The following is a 22,604-nucleotide window of genomic DNA, read 5'->3' as shown; positions in this document are numbered from 1 at the left end:
GAAATCCCTGATTGGATGATGATGAAGTCAAGTAAGCCACATTTGACAGGAAATGGGTGGTGTTTGTTGTCGGCAAACAGGCGCAGCATTAGCCGCTTTTGGGGTGGAAGCAGCACCATGAGTATTCGAACACGTCGTTTAATGGAAATTTAAGGTATCTCAAGATGATGCTTTACTCGGTATAAAGTATCATTAAGTGCTCTCTTATTTATTCATTCATGTCCTTGTATGTGCTACTTTGTGCATCCATGATTCTCGCGCCTGCTCGCTGGTAACTGCTGATGAAGGCCTTTTTCCCTGTTCAATGCACCGACACGCTTTTGCGAATTGCCTTGCTGGTAAAGCAGGCCAGGCTGCAGCAGGACGTTCGTCAAACCGATCTTGTCGAGCGTCTGGGCATTTCCTTGCGTACGCTTCGCCGCATTGAGGCGGGCAGCGCCGACGGCGTATCGCTGCGCGACTTCATGCTGGTGGTCTGGAGCCTGGGTGTGTCAGAGCGCCTCTTTCAGGGGCTGCGTGATGACGAGTCGTTCACCGTCGAACAGCTTGAAGCTGCTGATCGCAAGCGCGTCCGCCTGCCCCGGAACAAGCCGGAGGACTTCTGATGGCTCAGGCTTACATCTATATGGAGTGCCCTGTCAGCGGACAAACACTTACGCTGGGCAAACTGACGATTCAGGCCGGGGTCGGGACTTTTCAGTATTCACCTGATGCGGTGCAGGAGAAAATCTGGGTGCCCGATGCTGTAAGGTATCCACTGTCCGCGCGTTCTTATACGGTGACGAAAAACGGCGGCGTTCCCGGCTTTATTGACGACGCAATGCCTGATGGCTGGGGGGAGCGGCTGTTGCATCGGGTCGAAAAAGGCCCACTGGACTCGATCCAGCTTCTGCTCAAGTCCCCCAATGGTGACAGAGCGGGCAACATTATGGCCGGCACGGCACGCGTGCCGCAGGACGGACTGGGCCATACGCCTTCCAAGGCTCTGCATGCCAAAGGTCTTGATCACTTCATCGACGCTTGCGAAGCGATTTACGACAGCCAGTTGGGTGCTGAACAGCTTAAGGCCCTGAAGGTCAGGGCTCAGCGATCTTCGGCAGGTGGCGCTCGTCCAAAGCGCACTTATCTGTTCGACAAGAAGCTGATCCTTGCCAAGCCGCGCGACAAATTCGATCACTATGATCTGCCGTCTGTGGAACATGCCTGCATGACGTTCGCAGGGCTCAAAGGGCTAGAAACTGCCAGAACATCGCTGTATCGCAGCGAAAGAATCAATACGCTTCTGGTCGAACGCTTTGATCGGGCATTTGATGAGCTGACGGGTCGTTTCCGGCGCCTGCCGATGCTCAGCGGGCTTACCCTGCTGGATGCAGAGTGGAAGGCACGCAGTCACCCGGACTGGCAGTATGCGGCGCTCGCCGACGAGCTTTATCGTCGAGGCGCCCCGGATCAGGACAGGCAGAGTTGTATCGGCGCATGGCCTACAACGTATTAGTCGGTAACGCCGATGACCACCCTCGCAACCATGCCGTTATCTGGATAGGCGGAGCATGGCGCCTGTCGCCCATGTACGACGTGCTGCCGATTCTGGACGGAGGCCCCGCAAAATCGCTGGCCATGTCTGTGGGTATCGAAGGGCCGCGTCTCAATCGAGGCAACCTGTTGAGCCAGCACCTCCACTTCGCGCTGACCAAGTCAGAGGCGGAAGCGGTATTGGATGAAGTGGCCGGTTGGGAAGCCGAGCTGCATGACTACTACAGTCAGTTTCTTGTTGGCGCGGAACTGGATGCTGCGGTACAGGCGACCAGTGGGACACGTCTCTTGCAACAATGACGTCGAACGGTTGTGCATGGGGACATAACGATCAGGGAGGCCCCGATGACGTTTGAACTGCGTCTGTTGCAAGACTGCGATCTGCCGGATTTGATACGTATTTCGGCGCAGGCCCGTGTTCGCTATAAAACCATTCCTTCGCTGGCGTACGTCGCCGATACGCCTGCGCTAAGCGCAGACAGATTCAAAGCCTGCCGTGTCGTGGTTGCTGTGGACCGGGAATGTCAGCAGGTTATCGGCTTTGCGGCCATGCGGCCTCTCGACGAACTTTTGTATCTGGACAATATCTCTGTTGATCCGCGTGCCTCAGGCCACGGCGTGGGCACGGCTTTGCTGGAGGCTGTCCAGGCCTGGGCGCAGGTCCTTCAGGTGCAGGCACTAAGCCTGACCACCTTCCGCGCACCTCTCTGGAATGGACCCTGGTTTCGAAAGCACGGCTTCGTCCCTATGCCTGAGGCCCAAATGGGCGCGGGGCTGAAGGCTGTTGTAGAGCGTCAGTCGCTGATGCTCGATCCGGCGACGCGTGAAACCCTCTGGCGCTGCTGTCATCACTGATCAGCCATTTGCCTTCGGTCCATTGTTCAACATTTGTACAGCCAGCCTTTGCCATATTCGTTTTGCCAGCCCGTTCTTTCGCTTCGGTGAGAGCTGCGATGCTCCAGTCAAAATGTATCCAGACAGAAATATTGTGGACGCTTTGCCACTACACACTGCATGCCACTCGCTGATGGACCGGCTCTGAACCCATAACGAAAAAATATCAGGCTTCTCCTTTCTGACGAGCGACTATTTGCTGCCATGAATAACCTGAACCTGCTCCAGCCTTACCGGAACGAACCGTCGGCGAATGTGATTTACGGTCCGATTCAACCCCAATTGTTACGTGAAGAAGTATTGGCCGACCTGCTGGAAGCCAGCGCGCAACGCGATCCTGAACACGTGGCATTGATCTTTGGCGAGCGACATGTCAGTTACAGAGAGCTTGATCGACAGGCAGATCAGGTAGCGTCCGCCCTGATTGAAGCCGGCGTGCGGCCGGGGCAGATCGTCGGTCTGTGGTTGCCGCGCGGCATCGAACTTCTGGTCATGCAGGCCGGCATTGCCAAGACCGGCGCGGCCTGGCTGCCACTGGATCAGGATACGCCGGTCGAACGTCTGCAGATTTGTCTGGAAGACGCCGATGCAGTGGGTGTGGTGTGCTGTGAAACGCTGAGACCGCTGCTGGCGCATACCGGGCTGACGGTCTGGACCGCCGAAGTGCTGTTGATGCAGAGCTATACGGCCCCTGTTCGCCGCAGCGGTGTTTCGCCGGATCATCCTGCCTACGTGATCTACACCTCGGGTTCGACCGGCAAGCCCAAGGGCATCGTGATTTCTCAGCGCAGCATCTGCCATTTTCTGCGCAGCGAAAACGCGATCCTGGGAATACGTTCCAGCGACCGGATTTATCAGGGCTTTTCGGTCGCGTTCGACATGTCCTTCGAAGAAATCTGGATCGCCTATCTGGTAGGGGCTACGCTGTGGATCGGCCCGAAGGAAACCAGTGGCGACCCCGAAACCCTGCCGCGACTGCTGAACGAGCAGCGAATCAGCGTGTTGCACGCGGTGCCCACCTTGCTGGCGCTGTTCAGTGAAGATGTGCCGAGTTTGCGCCTGATCAATCTGGGCGGCGAAATGTGCCCCGACTCGCTGGTCGAGCGCTGGGCCACGCCAGAGCGGCAGATGTTCAATACATACGGACCTACGGAAGCCACGGTGTCGGCCAGTCTGGCGCCGTTGTCGCGTGGCAGGCCGGTGACCATCGGTACGCCGCTGCCCAATTACGGGCTGCTGGTGATCGCCAATGACCCCGCTGTCGGGAGCCAGGTGGCGCCCACTCTTCTGCCGCTTGGCGAAGTGGGCGAGCTGTGCATCATTGGCCCCGGCGTGGCCGAAGGTTATCTTGGCCGACCTGACCTGACCCAAGAGAAATTTCTGCCTAACCCGTGGTCCACCGGTTATCACGACGCACGCCTGTACCGCACCGGCGACCTGGCGCGCATCGACGCCGATGGGCAGGTGCAATGCCTCGGACGCGCGGACGATCAGGTGAAGATTCGTGGCTTTCGTGTGGAGCTGGGCGAGATCGAAGCCTTGCTGGCGCAACAGCCCGGTGTCGGCACCACTGCCGTGCTGCTGCGTCACGAAAACGGCGTCGATCAACTGATTGCCTACCTGGTATGCGACAGCGAAGTTACTCCCGCTTTCACGAGCCAGCTGCGCAAGGTTTTGCAAAAGCAACTGCCGCCCTACATGGTGCCGGGGCATTTTGAAGTGCTCGACAGCATGCCGCGCCTGACCTCTGGCAAAATCGACCGCAAGGCGCTCAAGTCCCGCCCGCTTGCGCTCAGTGTCGGCAGTGCCGAATCCGATGTGCCGGAAACTGAAGGCGAAGCCGCCCTGTTCGAAGCCTTGGCGACGCTCTTTCCAGGCATGCCGATCCGCCGTGACGCCGATTTTTTTACCGATCTGGGCGGGCACTCTTTCTTCGCTGCACGTCTGGCGTCGGCCTTGCGTGCCAATCCTCGTTTCGATCAGATCACTGTGCGCGACATCTACCAGCAACGGCGTGTCGGCGCGATTGCCGAGGTGCTTGATCTGGCGCGCCAGGAAACGCCTGCTGCGGACGACTGGACACCGCCTTCAGCCTGGCGGCGCTGGCGTTGCGGCGTTGTGCAGGCGCTGGCGTTGCCGGTAATGGTCAGCCTGCGAATGACCCAGTGGCTTGCACCCTTTTTTACCTATCACTTGCTCACCGGCTCGCCCGGAGACTCCATTGCGCTGGCGACCATCGCGTCTGTTTCGGTATTCCTGTTCGCCACCGTGCTGCAATTTTTTATCGCAATTGCGGGCAAATGGCTGATTGCCGGACGTTTGAAACCCGGCGTTTATCCGTTGTGGGGCGTCACCTACTTCCGCTGGTGGGCCGCCGACCGCGTGGTCGAGTCAGCACCGGTCTATCTGCTGAGTGGTTCTTCGCTTTATCCCATGTGGCTAAGGGCCTTGGGCGCGAAGATCGGGCAGGAAGTGGTGATCGGCGGCACTACGGTCAGGGCTCCTGACCTTCTACAGATAGGCGACAACGTCAGCATCGGCAACGGTGTCAGCCTCGAGAGCGCGCGCGTCGAGCGGGGCGAGCTGCACTTGGGGAATATCGCGTTACAAGACAACGCATGCGTCGGCTCTTACGTGATCATGGAGGGCAATACCGCTGTCGCGCCGTGGGGGCATCTGGAAGCCCAGTCTGCGTTGGCGGAAGGTCGCGAAGTCCCGGCCGGCCGCATCTGGCAGGGTTCGCCTGCACGGGATGTCGGTGCCTTTGATATTCGCAGTCAGCCTGCACGCCCTGTGGTCAGCCGTGCGCGCCTGCGTACAGAAAAGCTGTTCTTCTGCCTGGGCGTTTTGTTGATCGCCACGCTGTTTTTCATTCCGGTGTTCCCGACCTTTTTCCTGATTGACTGGTTCGATGCCCAACACGTTCTGCCTGGGTTCGAGGGGAGCGGGGTGGCGGGGCAACTCGCCCGCTATTTCCTCCTCGCCTTCCCGGCCAGTGCCGTGTTGATCGTCGCTACCGTGCTGGCCTCTGCCGCCTTGCGCTGGGCTGTTTTCCCACGTCTCCTGCCTGGCCGTTACGCCGTCCACAGCAACACCTATTGCGCCAAGTGGCTGATCAGCCAGATCCAGGAGGCGAGCCTGAACGTGCTGTCCGGCATTTACGCCACGGTGTATTCGCCATTCTGGTACAGGCTGCTGGGCGCGAAAGTCGGCCGCGACGCGGAGATTTCCAGCGCTCAGGGCGTCATCCCCGACATGCTCACGCTGGGTGACGAAACCTTTATCGCTGATGCGGTGATGCTCGGTGACGAGCGTATCGATGGCGGCTGGATGACCTTGCAGCCGACGTCCATTTCCAATCGCAGCTTTGTCGGCAATGGCAGTTACATCCCGGACGGCACGGTACTGCCAGAAAACGTCCTGATCGGCGTTCACTCCTGCGCGCCGCGCAACGACGAAATTACCGACGGCGATACCTGGCTGGGCTCGCCACCGATCAATCTGCCTGCCCGGGAACAGTCAAGCGGTGCGCCAGAATCGCTGACCTTCAAACCGTCGACATTGCGCCGTCTGGCCCGAGGCCTGGTCGAAGCCGTGCGCATCGTCACCCCGCACGCAGTGGTCATCGCAGTCGGCTACACCGTCATGCTCGACCTCATGCCGCTTGCCGAAGACGACCGCTGGGGTGCCGTGCTGGGCTACCTGGCGCTGATTGGCCTGAGCTACAGCGCGGGTAACTTTCTGTTCATCGCCGCGATGAAATGGCTGGTCATCGGTCGCTACCGCAAACGCGCAGATCCGATGTGGACACCTTTTGTGTGGTTTTCAGAAGGCATCACCAGCCTCTATGAGGGCATGGCCGCGCCGAATTTCATGCGCTACCTGCGTGGCACGCCCTGGTTGCCACTGGCCTTCAACATGCTCGGCTGCAAGATTGGCCGCGGTGTGTACATGGACACCACCGACATCACCGAATTTGACTGCGTGCGCATCGGCGCGCACAGCGAACTGAACGCCGGGGCCTGCCCGCAAACCCACCTGTTCGAAGACCGAATAATGAAAATTGACCAGGTGATCATCGGCGAACGCGTCTACATGGGGCCACGCAGCTCCGTGCTCTACAGTGCCGCAGTGGGCGACGATGCGCACCTCGGCTCGCTGACCCTGGTCATGAAAGGCGAACACATCCCCGCTGCCAGCCGCTGGGCCGGATGCCCTGCTGCACCTGACAGGGCATGAGCCTCGGGGCGATCTGGGCATTCGACGAGGATGGCCGGCTCGCCATTCGCAAGCCATTCCCGCATGAGGGGATATTACTGGTCAGCTGCGCAATCAGAACGGGCACCACCAGAGCCGAGGCGCGAGATAGCATTCGCAGCTGCGTGCGTAACGCCGTAACTCACTGGCTCGGCTTGCCAGCCGAGGCAATTACGTTCATCAGCGCCCCAGGTGTCGCACCTCGATTGCTTATCGACAGGCTGTCAGAGCCTGGTTTTTCCATCAGCCATGAAGCTGGATTCTCGCTGGCTGCCGTCAATCTCCGTGGCGCAGTGGGCGTGGACGTGATGCAGGTCCAGGCTGTGCCGGACTGGCATGTTGTCGCGCAGGATTATCTGGGGGCTGATGTTGCCAGTGTGCTGTCAGGCATGCCCGAGTCGACGCGTCCGGTGGCCTTTGCCAAGGCATGGTGCAGGCGCGAAGCGTTCTTGAAGTTGCATGGATTGGCGCTTGAGGAATGGACGGCAGTGGATGGGTTGCAGGGAGTGGGGGCCGAGGTTGAGTTGGGGGACGGGTTGGTTGGCGTGGTGGCGTTGAGTCCGGTTTGATGGAATACCTGAATCAGCTGAGCGGCGCACGCCACCTTGATTGATGCCTGCTGCCAATCGAAGATGAGTACACGAATGTTCTAGACTCACCTCCTGACGTCAGCGATAACCAATCGCTTTCATCGATTCAGGTGTTTTTTGCCTTCCACACACTGGATAGACCTCGCTCGCGACCTTGATACAGGCATCGAGACCCTGCACGCGCACTTTCAAGGCCATGCTTACGATCCCCACTGGCATGACAGCTATCTGGTAGGCGTTACCCGGCAAGGTGTTCAGCAGTTCAATTGCCGCCGTCAGCGTCATGCCAGCACGCTTGGGCAGGTGTTCACACTGGAGCCGGGTGAAATCCATGATGGCAATGCTCCGTGCGCCGAAGGCTTTACCTATCAGATGCTGCCTCGATCACACCCGGCCCCACCAATATCCTGGTATTAAGCAACAGTGCCCGCTTCGGCTGGCGCGCCGTCGTACCTTTGATTCTGGGCACCTGCACCGGTGCTGCACTGTTGGTGCTGCTCGTCGGCATGGGTCTCGGCCACTCATTTGGCAGCGTGGATCGGTTTTATGGACAGTGTGTGAAAGTGGGGGGTGGGGGGGCTTGGGTAAGCGCCGGTTGGCAGTGACATACGAGGAGTCGGCTTCATTTCAAAGCCGATCGTGTCGAGCAGCCAGCAGCTCTTTGTTCTATGAGTTTTTTCGCTCTGCGATCGTCATCTCTTATCGTCGCAGAGCCTGTAGGGCGTCAGATTATTCCGGGTTTTGCGCGCCACTGGTGCTGGACAGCTCAGCAGGCCGGTTTGCCGCATTGAAAAAGGCCAAATGATAGGCCAGGCCGACGAACACCGCGCCGCCCACTGCGTTACCCAAAAATACCGGAACGAAATTGTCGCCGAACTGTGCCCAGCTAAGGGCTCCGGCAAAGATCGCCGCAGGGATGACGAACATGTTGGCGACGATGTGCTGAAAGCCGATTGCGACGAATGCCATCACCGGAAACCACATGCCGACCACTTTACCGATCACGTCCTTGCTCGCGTAGCTGAGCCACACCGCCAGGCAAACCAGCCAATTGCAGCCAACGCCGGAGATAAAAGCCTGTTCGAAACTGGCCCCGACCTTGGCATTGGCGATGGCCACGGTCTTGGCCATGAAGGCGCCTTCAGTCAGGCCCACCACATGGCCGAAACAATAGGCGACGAACAGTGCGCCAATCAGGTTGGCCAAGGTCACCAGCAGCCAGTTACGCACCAACTGACCCAGGCCGATACGCCCGGCAAACAGCGCCATTGGCAGGCTCATCATATTGCCAGTCAGCAACTCGCCGCCGGCCAGCACCACCAGAATCAGCCCGACCGGGAATACCACGGCGCCAAGCAGATTGCCCAGCGAAGCCCACTCGTGAGGGATCATGGTGCTGACATGAATATCGAGAAGAAACCCGAGGGCAATGAAAGCCCCCGCCAGAAAGCCCAGGATCATTAACGACGACAAGCTCAAGTGAGCCTTCTTGACGCCGCTTTCGACGGCAATTTCAGCGATTTGCTGCGGGGTGTTCAAAGACATGTTCGGCTCGTACGTGGTCGTGGGCTGAGCATGCGGACTAAAAGCTCAGGCGGTGCGCGCATCTGTCGCACCGGCCCATGACGTTACGGAATGTTTCGGAAAATGGCTAATCGGATGTTTTGATCGGCTGATTGAGAGGGTCAATGAGGCAGGAGGGTTCTGTTGGGCTTAGGCTCACGGTGAGGTTCGGTAGTTTCTGTCTCGAGTGCGCAATAGCCTGAGTCATTCGGAAAGCCAATTGATTTCGCTTCAGTGGCCACAGCCTGGATGAGCGGACCTGCTTGGGAGGAACCAACCCGGACCAGGTGACGACTTAGCGAACATGGTTAAAGTATTCGATTCGTTGAGGGTGAAATGAAAATCCATAACGCTGGCGTAACCGGTCCTTTGCCGAGCATCTCGAATGAAGGCGCTGGAAAGGCGGCGCAATCATCATCGACTCAACCTCAGAGCCAGCCAGAATCTCATGGTCCAACACCGGAAAGCTCTGAGGCTCACCCTGTCAGGGTGCGTACGAACTACCCTTACTCATCAGTAAAAACAAGATTGCCGCCCGTTGCTTCTGCAGGCAGAGCGCTGCCTGAAGCACTGTCTTCACTGCCCGGCTACTTACTGTTGCGAAGGCTGGACCATCGCCCTGTGGACCAAGAAGGTATTAACAGTCTGATCCCGGCAGACAAGGCTGTGACTGAAGCGCGCCGTGCATTGCCCTTTGGAAGAGGCAATATTGATGTGGATGCGCAACTTACCAATCAGGAAAGTAGAGCCCGCACAGTTGCAGCACGGCGCTTGAGAAAAGATGCTGAGGCCGCCGGTCATGAGCCTATGCCTGCGAATGCGCCAATGAACTGGCATGTTCTTGTTGCGATGTCAGGCCAGGTGTTCGGCGCGGGCAACTGTGGCGAGCATGCGCATATAGCAAGCTTCGCCTATGGAGCTTTGGCCCAGGAAAACGGACGGCCTGAAGATGAAAACATTCACTTGGCTGCATCCACTGAGGAAGATCATGTGTGGGCTGAAACCGACGAATCTCGGTCTGGCACCTCAACGATTGTCATGGACCCGTGGTCAAACGGTCCCGCCATATTTGCGGAAGACAGCAGGTTTGCGAAAAATCGAAATGCTGTAGAGCGTACAGATACGTTTAAACTTTCAACCGCCGCCGAAGCGGGCAACATTACGCGTGAAATAGCGGAGAAGGCTTTGACGCAGGCCACACCCCGTCTGCAGCAGCGTCTGGCGGATCAACAGGCGCAAGTCTTGCCCATCAGAAGTGGTCGCTATCGACAAGAACAATCGGTACTTGATGATGCGTTTGTCCGCAGAGTGAGCGGCAAGTTAACCACTCCCGATCCGCAGCGTGCGCTGCAGGTGGAAATGGAGGCGGTCGGCGTCGCAATGTCGCTCGGCGCCAAGGACGTCAAGGAAGTTACTCGAAAAGCCCGACCTCTGGTTGAGCTGGCAGAAAAAGTCGCCTCTCCCCGAGGCTTGTCGCGACGAGATGTTTGAACCCTGAATGGACCTCGCCGGTTTCTAATTGCATGCGCACCATTGCGAATGGCCCTAATGTATAGGAACTGGACGGGCTGACTTCACGCATATGACGCAGCAGGGCATTCTCAGGTGTCATGCGCTCGGAGTGGATGTACACGTCTCTGACCATTTCGTCTTCGATACGCTGTGACCAGTGCTCTGCATCACGCTCGGTGCGGAAAGTTTTCGCTACTATTGGCCAGCCGATTTTATGCCTTTGAACGATAGGACTCTATCAGCTGAGAACCACCCAGAAACGCGAAAGCCGCGCAGTGCGCGGCTTTGAGTATGGTGGGCCCACACGGACTCGAACCATTATGGGGGGAGACGAAGGGGGTTAGAAAAGAAAACCTAGCTGATACAGAGAGTTAAAGCCAGACCAAAGATGCCCATAATGGACAGATTTAAAGGACGTATTTGAAGGTAAGAAAAGTCGAAAGCAGCTTTCATCTCCGCTGTTACAGATTGGAACCTAGGTCAGGCAGATGCCAAGCCGCCCCTACCGCCTCAGAGGGGATTCATTTCAGTCCCCCTGCCTATAAACCAGTCGGCGGCAGTCGAAAGGTATCCGGCGATGGCAGCTCATTTCCAACCTTGAGATCCGAAAAGACCTGATCTGGATCTGCTTGACACCAATATCTGAACAGTAAGCGAGGCTCGATATTTTCGAAATGTCGATCCACGATGCTCTCGGGGGGCACGGTCAATTTAGGTTCTGGCCAATGCTGTGCTAAAAAAACCTAATGGTTTGCCAGACGAATAAATAACCCAAGTGGCCTTATTGACCTATTAGCGCTGATACGACTTTGACCCAGGTTGCTGATTTTGCCTGACCCATATGCGGCCTTTGAAACCCTGCGTAAAGACCTTATTCGCTGAATATTTGGCTAGGTAAATGAGTTCCGGCAGCCTGGGTCAAAATCGCATCAGCGGCAACAATTCGGGATCAAACATCAGGAAGTAGATGTGAGAATCCCGGCTTTCTACTCAGCCTGCGAATTTTCATCGGTCGTCCGATTCTGAAGGTAGATAGACACTAAATTTTGGTCTGCTACGACTCGCATTGCTTTGGAGATTGCATAAGGCCTGATGACCTGTGCTCCTTCTAGAGCCAAGATATCTTCGCTCGCAGCCAAAAGTCGGTCTATGAGCTGGCAGAGCTTCATGGTAGCTAAAGTTTCGCCAGAATCTACCGCAAGGGACTTGGGGGTTAGTTGAGGGCGCAAATTTTGAGATATAAAATTTTCAAGGACTTTTATCCGTTCTTTAAGTTGGGATATCTCCAGTTCATGTTTGACACGCTGGATGCCCTGGGAGATGGAAGAGGTCTGATCATTCTTTGAAAGAAAATCTTCCAACTGAGTGCGATAGTGAGCATTTTTTCTGAGTGTGGCAGCGGAGACGTGAGCCTGCCCCCTGTTGTTAATTATTGATGCGGCGTAATTGGATATTGAAGTGACTGAGTCGAATTTCAGCATGGATTTTTTCGCGATTATGAGTGCCGCTCCTAAACCTTCCATGATTAAAGATCTACGCTCCTCTTGAAAGGCTTCGAATCGATTGGTGCCTTTTTTTGCGCCACGAGCCATATGTGCCCCCTAATCCAGGCCAATCAAAAAATTATTTGAAGGAAAATTCGGATTGCTTAATTTTTCGCATATTTCTGTGTGGTCCATACCTGTGTTGATCGAAAGATGGCGTATGAGTCCCCGGAATTCGTCAACCGGATCAGATTCTGGAAGCATATCGAAAATTCGTTGAAAGCCACTTTCTGACTTTAGAAGGCGGGCGCGCCATTTGAGAATATCGACCTTTAGTTCTGCATTGTTTAATTCGGCATAAGATACCGCTTCGTTCGACTCGATAAGCAGTCTTAGCGCAGATGAGGAGTCACCAGCGACGCTTTTTACTTCCGCTCTAAGAACGTCCGGTTGATTGACTAATACACGGTTTTTTAGTTTTTCAAGGTTTTGGATAAGCGTGTTTGCTGTATGCATCCACGCTGCAAGTTCATCCGTTTCAGACATTAGTTTGCGTTCTATTGTCTCAAGTGTTATGTCCGATGCGTTTTTATTGGAGCTGTCAATGAGCTGCTTGTGCAGATGATCGCACTCTCTGGCTAACGACCTACATTTGGCAAGGATCCTGGGGAGGTGATCAACGGTTTTTACACTGTAAGGGCATTGTCCGCAGCGTTTAGGGCCGATTGTTGTAATTATACTTGCCGTGCACTCACCACCAATGACGCAGATGTTAGTTGGTAAGCTTACGTTGTTAGCAGAGTCTGTAGCGATGATGCTTAGACCGCTGACGGGATTATCTTTATTTGCTTGGTCTGAGCTATAAGATATGGCGCCAAAGTCTGAAATGAAGTTCTTAATAGAGCCTCCGCGCAATACGTGAGAAACTGCGGACTCCCCAGATTCAGTACAGTTGTGTAACGCATGGAAACTCAAATCATTAAAAGGTTCACCTCTCGAATTTGCTTTGCGCAGCGCTTCTCTATAACTAGGGTCCAGCACCATATAGTGTATGACAGTCTGCTCGTTGGTTTGACCGGTAACGTGTTTACCTATGAACATAGGAGGCAAGAACGGACTATATTGAGACACAACTGAAGCGCGCGTGCTATGAGGAGTATGAGCCGATTTGAAATCATCGCGATAATCATACGCCGTGAAGAAGTCTGTGATGCTTTTGAAACTTAGCCCAGCCACTTGGGCTGGCATAGCCTCCGTTACAGGCATGCCTAATGAGGTTTTTATTTGGCACATGAAGTACATTAGATGGTTGAAAAATTTGGAATACTGGTGTGCACCATAATTTTTCGGACCTTCATAAGTCATGAATATTGGGCAGATCTTTTGAAAGCGTGAATGTTCATGATCGTCGTAGTACAAAGTTTCTTCAAAGTGCTGTTCTTTGACATAATTTTGAGCGAGTACGACCTTGTTCAGCGCCTCATATACCTCTGGAGCTGAAACACGTACCCAAGGATCGGTTACCTTGTCCGTATTTACTAGTAGCTCGAAAACTCCATTCTCCGAGTCAGGGGGGGAGTAGATCCAAGAATGCTTATCTAACCAGCGAATATGTATATGTCTCAAGCCTGTCTCTAGGGCTACGATGGTTTGCGCAAGGGGATGTATGCGTGGAAAATTTTCCATTGTGCCAGTCGATTTCATTCTTGCATGCGAGACTGGTATCAAACTAATGGGGATAAACTCAAGTGGATGCTCTATGGTGCGACCATCCAGCGTAGTGTATCTGAGAACTGGAATGTACCCAAAATCGCTCGTAAGCAAAACTCCGCCAGTGTTGCGATTGTTCACTCGCCCCAGCATTCCTTCCCAGCTGCTGGGGATTTTACCTTCTCCGATTGTTTCAATTAGGTGCCATGTAAAGTCAAATATACACTTTGTTAATGTGTACAAAAGTAGAAAGTCGTTGGCGCGGAATGTGGCTTTGTTTGTTTGTGCTCTGGCTGAGGCTTGCGGTTTATCAAAAGAGAGAATCGGGTTGCTAAAACCCCGCGCGAGGGGCTCCGATTTCAGGGTAGATAACTCTTCGATGAAGTCAAAAAATGAAACTAGAGCATACCAGTGCCAGTTTTTGTCTAAGCTATCGCTTAGGCGGGGGTAATTTGGGTGATCGATGAAACGTCGATCAAATTCACAGGGCATAGGCGGTGTTATGCCCTGTGTCGGTAGCACGTCGAAAAGATACTTATTGAAAAGGCCTAGCTGTAACGCAGTTTGTCGGTGGGATTTAAGTTTTTTGACAGTCTTGCGATTTTGCAAATACCGTTGCTGAAGGGAAACCCACGCTTCTACCTGATCAGGATATGAAGTGGCTAGTGTAGTGTTAGAAAGTTCCAATGCTAAATAGCCCGCAGGCAAGCTGCGTCTGGTCCAGATATCAGCAGTCTGCGATAGGTTAAAATTGCATTCATCAGGTATTGTTTTTTTGAGCGGCGCCAGCAGCATTGCTGGACTAATCGCGTACCCCTTCGCTGTATTAGAGAACTCGGATCCTACGCCTTGCTTTCGTTGACCCTGGATTCTCTTGCGAATCTCTAGAAAAATAGCTTTGATATCTTCGTCGTTGATGTCTTGGACGCTGTACCAAGTCGACGCGAGAAATACACGCCACGAGACATTGCCAAAATGGGCCAAGGAATCTGGGTTAATGCTTTTTTTTATGTCAACGCTGGTTATTTTTTCAGAAATAAACGGCTGGCGTATGATTTTGAGTGCTTCGGGGTATAAGGAACGAAGGTAGTCACCTCTCTTTTTGCTTCTGGGAAGAGAGTAGGAAAGCGTGAGCAATGCGTTTCTTTGAGCCCAAAGGTTGAAAAAAAATATTCTAAAACCGTTGTATAAAGAGCTTGCTAGACCATAAGATATTGGGCTGGAAAAGCCTATTTGGTACTTCAGAGTGTCGATGGCTTTGGCGAAACTCTCAGCACTGTATTCGTTTATAATTTTGTAGGTGCTGGTAAGCCATTCTGAATTTTTGCTTTTGTGAATGAGGGGGAAGAATTTTAAGAAGCTTAAGTCTCTTACACTGTTGCTGGAACTGATATGTATATGAGACCCATCGGTATGTGCATCTTGAGGACGATGAGTCTTGAGAAGTATCTTGATAGTTTCTTCTGCGGCTTTATCTACAGCACTAGCGAGTTCATTGTCATTGCAAAGTAGAACTAAATCATCACCTGTATTTATCAATCTTTTATTCCTTATTTCTTTGATGAAGAGAATCGCGAATAGCGTCGTTTTCGCTTTTCTTTGAAGCTTCAATATGCAACTCACGATTGAAATCTAATTCTCTATGTATTCGCTTGCTATCTGCCTTAGCGTAAATTCGTGTGGAGTTTAGATGTGCTTGCGCGAGCATTTTGTTGACTTGTACTAAACTGAAGCCTCGACCCCCGTCGCTAATTGGATGGTCATTTAAACAGTACATTGCAAATCCATGCCTCAAAGAGTGGATCGACACATTCTTTGGTAGAGGAACTCCTGCTTTTTCAGACCTCTCCTTAAAAGCGCGGGTTCGAGAGGCGCGGTCTGATGTAAAGTATGGGCGTCCCCGATTAGGGCCACTCAAGATTTGGAAGACGAAATCATGTCCGGTGTCTGGGATGTACTCAATATCCAGATATTTTCTCAAGTTACTCCAGAAAATATCACTCCACGGATAAATCATAAAAGTTTCGTAGTGTGTGCGGCCTTTCCAGCGGAGTTGTCGGAACTCTTCATCAGTAATTCCACTGTTCAAACGACTAAATGGATCAACTAAATAAGCTTCATGTTTCGAAGGGCTTAGATCGGACCAAGTAAGCTGCATTGCTTCAAATGAGCGACAGCCTGATGATGCGAGAAAAGCGTAAAGCGCTTTATCACGATAAGACGAGCAACAATCGATAAGGCTGACGATGCTGTCGATCGGAAACGCTCGATCCCCGATGGGTTTGTGCGTACTGTTATGGGCACGTGATGATTTGGTAGATCTGAAAATGCCTTCTCCAGCAGCCCTACGCTTTTGGGGGCCGCCTCTGACGAGACCGGCCAATTTGCTGGACATCTTAAGCCGCGAAGCTTGGCCGGATGAAATCGGTTCAACAGTGTTGGGCGCATAAAAAGTGAACAGCTTCTCGTTATTTCCTTTACGCGCCTTTTGATCGCTAAAGCGCAGAAAAAGCTTGATAGCGGCTTCAATCACGGGCAGCGAACTGGGGCTCGTAGGGGCGGATTTGCCTGTCAGCCTAGCGATTTCATAAACTACTGATATTGAGCTTTGGGTGCCGAAAAGTAAGTAGTCTTCATAATGGTCAAGCAACACTTGGAGATTGTCATATGTTGGGGAAGTCCCAAGAAGCCACGCTGTATAAATATACTCGTGAAACCGAGCAATGTGGCCTAGGTAACATTCCGCTGTCCCGACTGACATGGACTTGCGACGACGCAAGCTTTCCTTCATTGCCTCATAAGATTCAAGTATCAGGCCATCTGGAGTACACAAAGTAGAAGACAAGCCGGGCCCGCCAACTAAAATTAGCTGTTTCATTGGATAGCCGAAAAAGTGGGTGTGCGTTCATCCTAACTACCTTCCTTTGTGTCGACAATCCCCTAGCTTAGTGGGTAAAAACGCACTTTTGGTAAAATGTTTATGTGATTGACAAAAACGATTCAAAACAGGCTTTTTGTAAATGTGATTGACATAAACGTGCAAGTAATTCGATTTTTGAATGTTTTAGGTACTGACCTTATCGAAAATTAAGGAGTTTTAATTTGCTCGCTTATTCTTTTTTGTTATGAGTGTGGGTGGTGTACTGTTGTTCTGCTTCTAATTAGCGCTGGCTAAGATATGCGCATAGCAGATTGATGAGCGTATAGGGGGGCTTATGCAGTGGGAAAAAATGTTTAGCATGAGTCCCGGTACTGGCGATCTTTAGTGTGCAGCTAGAAAGGGGAGCCTAGTGAGCCCACCATGGACAAGATCTGACGTCAGATCAGGGCACGTAGGTCGGTGGGATCATCCTGACAAATTATGATCGCTACGTGGTGACACGTATGCAACTAGAGAATCTGCTAGGCACTTAACGTTGACTACCTAGAGAGCGACTGGATATGTCAGGAGGGGCGTATGGCCTGGATAAGCTCCATCAGCTCGACTAGCGCCTGTTTTGCAATCACATCAGCCCCTGTTCCTTCGGACTCAGCTTCGACCAAAGCAACCAGCGATACGGCGCCTATGCCCAGGACTTTCGCCAATTCCACAATTGTTGAAAGAGATGGCGAATACTGGCCTTTTTCGAGCATGCGGATGTACCGCTCGCTAACCACAGAGGAGAAATCCTCCTGGGTCATCCCCTTCAAGTGCCGAAGGCGCTTGAAGGCGATGCCGAAAGCCAGATTGTTCTCCATTTTCGCGTGCTCAAAATAGAGCATTCAACACCTTGCGCGTCCACTGGAACAGGAAGTATGCTTCCGGTTATCGATACCGGAAGTATGCTTCCGGTTGCGCCTGGACGCTGGTAGGCCGCGTCACTGGTGCTTCGACCGATCTCTGGGGGTGTTCCAAGGCTCAGGCTGGGACGCAGTTTGATGATCCATTCGAGATGTCACCAAGGAGCAGGTTTTGGAAAAACGCTTAGAGGATGACCTGATAAATCGCTATCCGGAGCTGTTTCGGCAGAGCAAGCAAAATCCTGTAGGGGTTCCCTATTGGGGACTTCAATGTGGCGTAGGCTGGCTTCCCCTTGTCGATAAGATGTGCTCGGCGATCCAAGCCAGGATTAATAATATGCAATCCTCACAAGTGACAATCATACAAATCAAAGAGAAAGATGGAAGTCTTAGAATTAGCCATTTCGGTGGTGATGACTACACTGATGGTCTGATTGATATGACGCAGGAGTTATCAAGTTGTATTTGTGAAATATGTGGTTTGCCAGGAATCAGGAAGAAATTATTGCTTAACTGGGTCAAAACGATCTGTGAGGCCTGCGAGAAAAAATTGAATGAGGGGATATGAGATATGCTCCTAACACATCCGTCTGCGCAAAAAAAATCGCTAATGGGCGATAAAAAATTTCACGAATGGCGGTTCGTTATTTTAGGACACAACAGTCCTTGGATTCATTTGACCCAGACTATTCTGAGGCGGGGCAAACCAATAGAGAGAAAAACGCTGATAGTAAGTGAGTCCTCCGAGCTGCATAACATGCAAATGAATGATAATGCAGATGTATGCTATGAGGAGGCTTACCTTGTTACCCCTTCACATATCAATCAGTCGTGGGGGTGCAATCAGAGTCTGCTGAAGCAAATAGACAGAGTTGTCGAGCACAAAAAAGACCACATTAACATTTATCATGTCTACAGCGTAGATCATGGCAGAAAAATGCTGTCAAGCGCTCCACTCGTGGAGCCGGACAGCAGAGACATCACGACTATCTATAAAGCACCTGATGAGATCGCGCGTCGCAGCGTTCAACAAGAAATGACGTGCAAGATTCGCCGGCTAGAAATACTGCGCGCTGCGACAGTATTGCACGATGGGAATCCAGAGCTTGGGTTTTGCTGGACCTTTGAAAGTATCCAAGGCTTGGAGGGCCAACTTCCGATTGATATGACCACGGATCACCAATTCGAAAGAGTAATTAATTACTTAAACGACCTTATTATGAATAAGCAAGTGGCTCATCCATAGATCACCAAAAGGAGTAGGCATGCAAGCTCCGCAGTTAGTTCTTGCAAACCATGAACACGTCGTTCAAATAGCTAAAGAAAGACTCAGCAAGCTGTGGAAAGTGCGGGATCAGTCTCCACTATTTATGCTTCGCAGCATCATATCATCGCCTAGGCTCGCCGATGTATACGTTAGGGGCTTTGAAGTTGGTGGACTTCGAAGGGTTGCTGATAGCTACCTTAGTGATCATACTCTTCTGGGTGATCTCCATCACGCAACCATCGGGATTGAGTTGAAAAGTTGGCGGGATAAGAACTGGCCGACATTGCAAACTAAAGATATACGAAGCCACCACAGCGATATCATACGATTGCAGGTCTGGCCATTCGACCCCAACGACTTAGATGAAAATCAAATGCGCTTGGCAATCGCTGTAAGCTTCACTGATCTTGAGCTTTTTGAGGAGCCTAGGCTGTCTGGCGCGTTGGACGACCTCCTTGAGAACTTTAACATTGATAGTGAATTCAAATATAGCTCGCGCCGATAAGAGTTTCTAGAGTAATGCCGGCCACAATTTTGCTCCGAATATGTAATATTTTAATGCTTTACCATAAGTGAAAGGCTGATAGTATCTCGGGAGATACTATCAAGCCTTTTATTAGACGTTACTTTCAGAAATCTTAATAAGTAGGAAGTCTAGATCCGCAGACCCTGACCCATCCGAAAATCTTTCACACAGTTTTTTTGTATCATCCATTGTCAAACGCATAGATCCAATCCACAAAGCCATTAAGAACTCTAATGCAGCCTCGCCTTGATCGATCGCATGATGTTCTACAATAGATATTATTACGCCCAACATTTTGTGACTAAAATCATCACTAATTGAGTAATCAAGTTCGGTCGGGTTCGATGAGCGAAGTAGAGCTGCTTGAATTACTCCGTCATTATAGCGATCAAAGCATGCTGGACTGATTACAGTTGAGTGATAAAAGTTATCGAGTCCCTCTCTTCCGACTTTACATCTTAGATCATGTATCAACGCCTGAATTGTCCAATAGACATCAGCCTGAGTTGCTTGATCCGTATCCAAATCTAACTGGTGCCAAAAAGCGAATGTTGGACGTAGTTTTAATTCTCTCCCATTAGTGGCAGGAAGAAATAGGTTATCTGGATTTACACCTCGCGAGTTTAATCTAAGAGCGAGGAGATGGGGCAATGCTTCGGAACTTCCTAGTGGATCTTCACCTCCAGCTTCGAGTAGATTATCGTATTCGATGTCCCAAGATGTTTTGGTGTTTTCAGTCACGCGAGGCATAGGCACTGGTTGTAGTACCACTAATTCATGCCCGCCCTGCTCAAGATCCTTCCTAACTTGTTCGAGTGAAGCGGTGTCGGGTAGCTTTGAGAATCCTACGAAATATAAGATAGAAGCGGTGGGTTGCATATTCCTCAGCCGTCTAGACATATCCAGCAACTTTCCGCCTGACGTTATTGCACCGGCTACGACAACTACGGACCCCACATTTAACAAGGTGTTCGACCCAAGCTCTGATACTGAGCACCATGTAACATTATCGGCAGCTGCCCCGATTTGAGATCTTATAGCTTCAGAAAACTCTTTAGAGCCAGAGTCATTTAGTGATACAACAAGCTCTACATCCACCGCGAAATGCTTCCTTACTTTTCGCTTGAACGCCTCGCGGAAATCAGGAGAAGGCTCGCTCAGTACGCGCTCAATGTCTATATAATATAACTCTTTTGTTGCAGAAGACAAACTAGAGGTTCGAGACCAGCAAAGTATATTCTTTGTCGCAAATTCTTTGAAAAAATTTCCGCGAGCCTTGCTGAAATCCATCCTTTTAATCATCAATTGCTCATAAGTAGGGGTTTCCGGCAAGAACTGGTCACCCACAATTCTAATTAATCTCGAACCTCTTTTACATAGCGGGCAATTATTAGCGCGGAAGGAAGACTCGTGACCTGTTAGCGCGCCGGATATATCATAAAGTCCGACCATCTCACTTGGAAGTGCGCTGTAAAATATGTTGCTTACCAAAGCAGCGTCGAAACCGCTATTTTCAACCAGCTTTTCCGCTAGCCCCCCGCTCGTGGTCGCAGAAATAAACACAAGACTTTCAGCGTCTGCTATGAAGTCATAATCCTTGTTAAATACCGCGTAGGATTCGAAACTCTCAATCAGCGGTAACGTGGTGCCGTACTTTCCAGACATATTCAATGCCTGGCTCACCAAATAAGAGATTGACGACGTATCAACATAAATTCGCTTCAGCCCAACTGAAAATAATGGCAGAAGACCGATTGCTAAAAATGAAACTTCTACGCTTGATACTAGGAGATTTGATGCGCGTATGAATGCATTGCAATGATCTCCTGACGGCTTCAAGAAGTGGTAGTTGGACTGTGAGGCAATTACTCCGCATCGGCGCTGAAAAATGTCGATTACACCACACTGAAGTATTTCCTTCTGAAGATATGACGATACGGAACTTGAGCTGGCATGTAGCGAAATATTACCTTCGCGAGAAAAATACAAGCACTTAAGTTTCTCTTCGGCTTCGCCAACAAATGACTCGATCTCCTCCTTCAACGCAAGATCAGCTGTCAGTTCGGACAGCGATTGACGCTGGCCGTCTGAAGCTAATATATAAACATTCGCGGGAACTAAGTTTTTTTCGACATCGGCCTTAACTACCTTGGCAACAACATCACTAGAAACCTCTCCAGAGAAGAACAAGAGGAGGCTTTTTCGGATATCATTCGACTCGTTAAATCGAAAAGAAAAACATCCGTTCATTCACTCATCTCCAATGGAATTAGAAAAGTAATCGCAACTCCTGTTACAGGCGCCATTTCAGTCTTTGCGCCGCTTTTTTGTGTCTCCCAATCTAAAAACTCGCAAAGGTCTCCACTTTTAAAAGGATCGTTAACAAAATCCCGAAACAGTGACAGCCTTCCGCTGCGTACTCTCATGAAAGCTTTTAGCTTAGTAAGTCGTTCCATTACTATTGGCAATCCATGGCCCTTTGAGCTTTTTCCAGATGAGGTTTGTCGAAAAGTAAAACACTTTTTGAATATATCGTACTCTGAATCCAGGCTGGACAGGCTTGCTTCTGATTCTATGTGTGGCTGATCGGCGCGCCATCGGCCCTCATATCCAAGGCCTGAGTCAACGACGCTTATTTCAATAAACCTTCGCCTTTCTGATGGAAGCTCATCAATAGCCGAAAAATAATTAGTCATCGCCCCGCTTGCGGCTGCCCTTGCATCTACGCTAGACGCAATCAGATTAACTCCATTAGTGTAAATCACGCGCATGCCAGGTTTGAGCCATGTTTCCTTCTCGATGCCACGGCTCCCATGCTCATGTGTATTAAGAAACAGCTCGTAAAAAGCTCTACCTAAGTAATCGCTTTCCTCATCGCTAAGCGGTTGCGCTCCTCCCATCGTATTCGTCGACTTATCAACCATTGCTGATATCACAGATCTAAATTGGAGCAGTCCTCTTACTGCTGGTTTTCTGTCATGACTATGAAGATAAAAGTTGCGATCAAATCCTTTTGTACTATGATCAACTAAGGCAAACCAGCATAACCCCCCTCGTTGTTGTCCAAACTTTGTCTTCCCCTGTCGCTCAACGATATCACGTGCAGCGCTATTAACCAGCGGACGAAGGCTCTGCATATCACCGTCAACATATATGTTTCTTGCAATCATAGAGAGACAGAATTTATGAGGCTTGCTTAGAAGCTCGTCAATTCGATCTGGAACTAGTGCTCCGGTAGCTTTAATATATACATCTCTACTGCTACTGATTCGAGCCCAAGTATTAATGGCTTGGATGGCAGCTGCATAACTTCCGAAAGCAATATTTTTTGTGCCTTCAGGTATCAAAATATCATCCACAGAGTCAGCAGCTGCAAGTTGATTTAAAAAGTGCTCGCAACTTTCTATAGATAAGTTAGTAGGAAAATCCAGATTCATCTACCCCTCCCTAAGCCTAAATATCTAACAATCTAATTCCGTAATTCCCAA

14 protein-coding genes and 4 pseudogenes are annotated in these 22,604 nt (G+C 51.2%); 11 read left to right on the top strand and 7 right to left on the bottom strand.

The genetic code is table 11. From position 1 onward, the window contains the following. Positions 1–281 precede the first annotated feature (281 nt). The 7 genes and pseudogenes from POR16_RS22950 to POR16_RS22920 all read left to right on the top strand — a co-directional run. Positions 282–605, top strand: coding sequence for a helix-turn-helix domain-containing protein (locus tag POR16_RS22950; RefSeq protein WP_005896527.1), 324 nt, complete (start codon positions 282–284; stop codon positions 603–605). Then, positions 605–1,833 (top strand): annotated as a pseudogene (locus tag POR16_RS22945) (type II toxin-antitoxin system HipA family toxin). The gene POR16_RS22950 and the pseudogene POR16_RS22945 overlap by 1 nt, the downstream one beginning before the upstream one ends. Positions 1,834–1,878: 45 nt before the next feature. Next, positions 1,879–2,388 carry a GNAT family N-acetyltransferase gene (locus POR16_RS22940; RefSeq protein WP_005896529.1) on the top strand — a complete coding sequence of 170 codons (510 nt, stop codon included), beginning with the start codon at positions 1,879–1,881 and terminating at the stop codon, positions 2,386–2,388. A 243-nt stretch (positions 2,389–2,631) separates the two neighbouring features. After that, complete coding sequence (locus POR16_RS22935; protein ID WP_122381143.1) at positions 2,632–6,666, top strand: Pls/PosA family non-ribosomal peptide synthetase; 4,035 nt, start codon at positions 2,632–2,634, stop codon at positions 6,664–6,666. Then, a pseudogene (locus POR16_RS22930) lies at positions 6,663–7,293 on the top strand (4'-phosphopantetheinyl transferase family protein). The gene POR16_RS22935 and the pseudogene POR16_RS22930 overlap by 4 nt, the downstream one beginning before the upstream one ends. A 98-nt stretch (positions 7,294–7,391) precedes the next feature. After that, positions 7,392–7,652 (top strand): annotated as a pseudogene (locus POR16_RS22925) (AraC family ligand binding domain-containing protein); the annotation flags it as partial. Then, positions 7,622–7,864 (top strand): annotated as a pseudogene (locus tag POR16_RS22920) (LysE family transporter); the annotation flags it as partial. The pseudogenes POR16_RS22925 and POR16_RS22920, both read left to right, overlap by 31 nt. Positions 7,865–8,003: 139 nt before the next feature. On the opposite strand, the gene POR16_RS22915 reads toward POR16_RS22920, so the two are convergent. Beyond that, on the bottom strand, positions 8,004–8,819 hold the full coding sequence (locus tag POR16_RS22915) for a formate/nitrite transporter family protein (RefSeq protein ID WP_005896541.1): 816 nt from the start codon (positions 8,817–8,819) through the stop codon (positions 8,004–8,006). 354 nt (positions 8,820–9,173) lie between these two features. On the opposite strand from POR16_RS22915, the gene POR16_RS26710 reads away from it, so the two are divergent. Further along, positions 9,174–10,328 carry a type III effector gene (locus POR16_RS26710; RefSeq protein ID WP_122381144.1) on the top strand — a complete coding sequence of 385 codons (1,155 nt, stop codon included), beginning with the start codon at positions 9,174–9,176 and terminating at the stop codon, positions 10,326–10,328. A 1,007-nt stretch (positions 10,329–11,335) separates the two neighbouring features. On the opposite strand, the gene POR16_RS22905 is transcribed toward POR16_RS26710, so the two are convergent. The 4 genes from POR16_RS22905 to POR16_RS22890 form a co-directional block, all read right to left on the bottom strand. Continuing rightward, the gene (locus POR16_RS22905) at positions 11,336–11,941 is read right to left on the bottom strand and encodes a hypothetical protein (RefSeq protein WP_042932970.1); all 606 of its coding nucleotides are present in this window, start codon (positions 11,939–11,941) and stop codon (positions 11,336–11,338) included. Positions 11,942–11,950: 9 nt separating this feature from the next. Then, positions 11,951–15,154 (bottom strand): hypothetical protein, encoded by a 3,204-nt coding sequence (locus POR16_RS22900; protein ID WP_005896548.1) that lies wholly within the window; start codon positions 15,152–15,154, stop codon positions 11,951–11,953. Further along, on the bottom strand, positions 15,087–16,421 hold the full coding sequence (locus tag POR16_RS22895) for a tyrosine-type recombinase/integrase (protein ID WP_122381146.1): 1,335 nt from the start codon (positions 16,419–16,421) through the stop codon (positions 15,087–15,089). Before POR16_RS22895 ends, POR16_RS22900 begins: the two co-directional genes overlap by 68 nt. Before the next feature lie 566 nt (positions 16,422–16,987). Next, positions 16,988–17,305, bottom strand: a complete 318-nt coding sequence (locus POR16_RS22890; RefSeq protein WP_005896551.1) for a helix-turn-helix domain-containing protein — start codon at positions 17,303–17,305, stop codon at positions 16,988–16,990. A 190-nt stretch (positions 17,306–17,495) separates the two neighbouring features. On the opposite strand from POR16_RS22890, the gene POR16_RS22885 reads away from it, so the two are divergent. The 3 genes from POR16_RS22885 to POR16_RS22875 are packed head-to-tail and all read left to right on the top strand — an operon-like array spanning position 17,496 to position 19,095. Continuing rightward, positions 17,496–17,891 carry a hypothetical protein gene (locus POR16_RS22885; protein ID WP_005896553.1) on the top strand — a complete coding sequence of 132 codons (396 nt, stop codon included), beginning with the start codon at positions 17,496–17,498 and terminating at the stop codon, positions 17,889–17,891. A 42-nt stretch (positions 17,892–17,933) separates the two neighbouring features. Beyond that, complete coding sequence (locus POR16_RS22880) at positions 17,934–18,569, top strand: hypothetical protein (RefSeq protein WP_147460276.1); 636 nt, start codon at positions 17,934–17,936, stop codon at positions 18,567–18,569. A 19-nt stretch (positions 18,570–18,588) separates the two neighbouring features. Next, entirely contained in the window at positions 18,589–19,095 is a 507-nt protein-coding gene (locus tag POR16_RS22875; RefSeq protein ID WP_005896558.1) for a hypothetical protein, read from the top strand. A 111-nt stretch (positions 19,096–19,206) separates the two neighbouring features. Here POR16_RS22875 and POR16_RS22870 read toward each other — a convergent pair whose 3' ends face one another. Both POR16_RS22870 and POR16_RS22865 read right to left on the bottom strand, forming a co-directional pair. Beyond that, on the bottom strand, positions 19,207–21,366 hold the full coding sequence (locus tag POR16_RS22870) for a hypothetical protein (protein ID WP_005896560.1): 2,160 nt from the start codon (positions 21,364–21,366) through the stop codon (positions 19,207–19,209). Beyond that, a complete protein-coding gene (locus POR16_RS22865) occupies positions 21,363–22,553 on the bottom strand; it encodes a hypothetical protein (RefSeq protein ID WP_005896562.1) in 1,191 nt (396 codons plus the stop codon). The genes POR16_RS22870 and POR16_RS22865 overlap by 4 nt, the downstream gene beginning before the upstream one ends. Between the last annotated feature and the right edge of the window lie 51 nt (positions 22,554–22,604).

This window comes from Pseudomonas coronafaciens pv. oryzae str. 1_6 (genome assembly GCF_000156995.2).
GTDB lineage: Bacteria > Pseudomonadota > Gammaproteobacteria > Pseudomonadales > Pseudomonadaceae > Aquipseudomonas > Aquipseudomonas tremae.
This window is presented reverse-complemented; position numbering and strand designations above follow the sequence as displayed.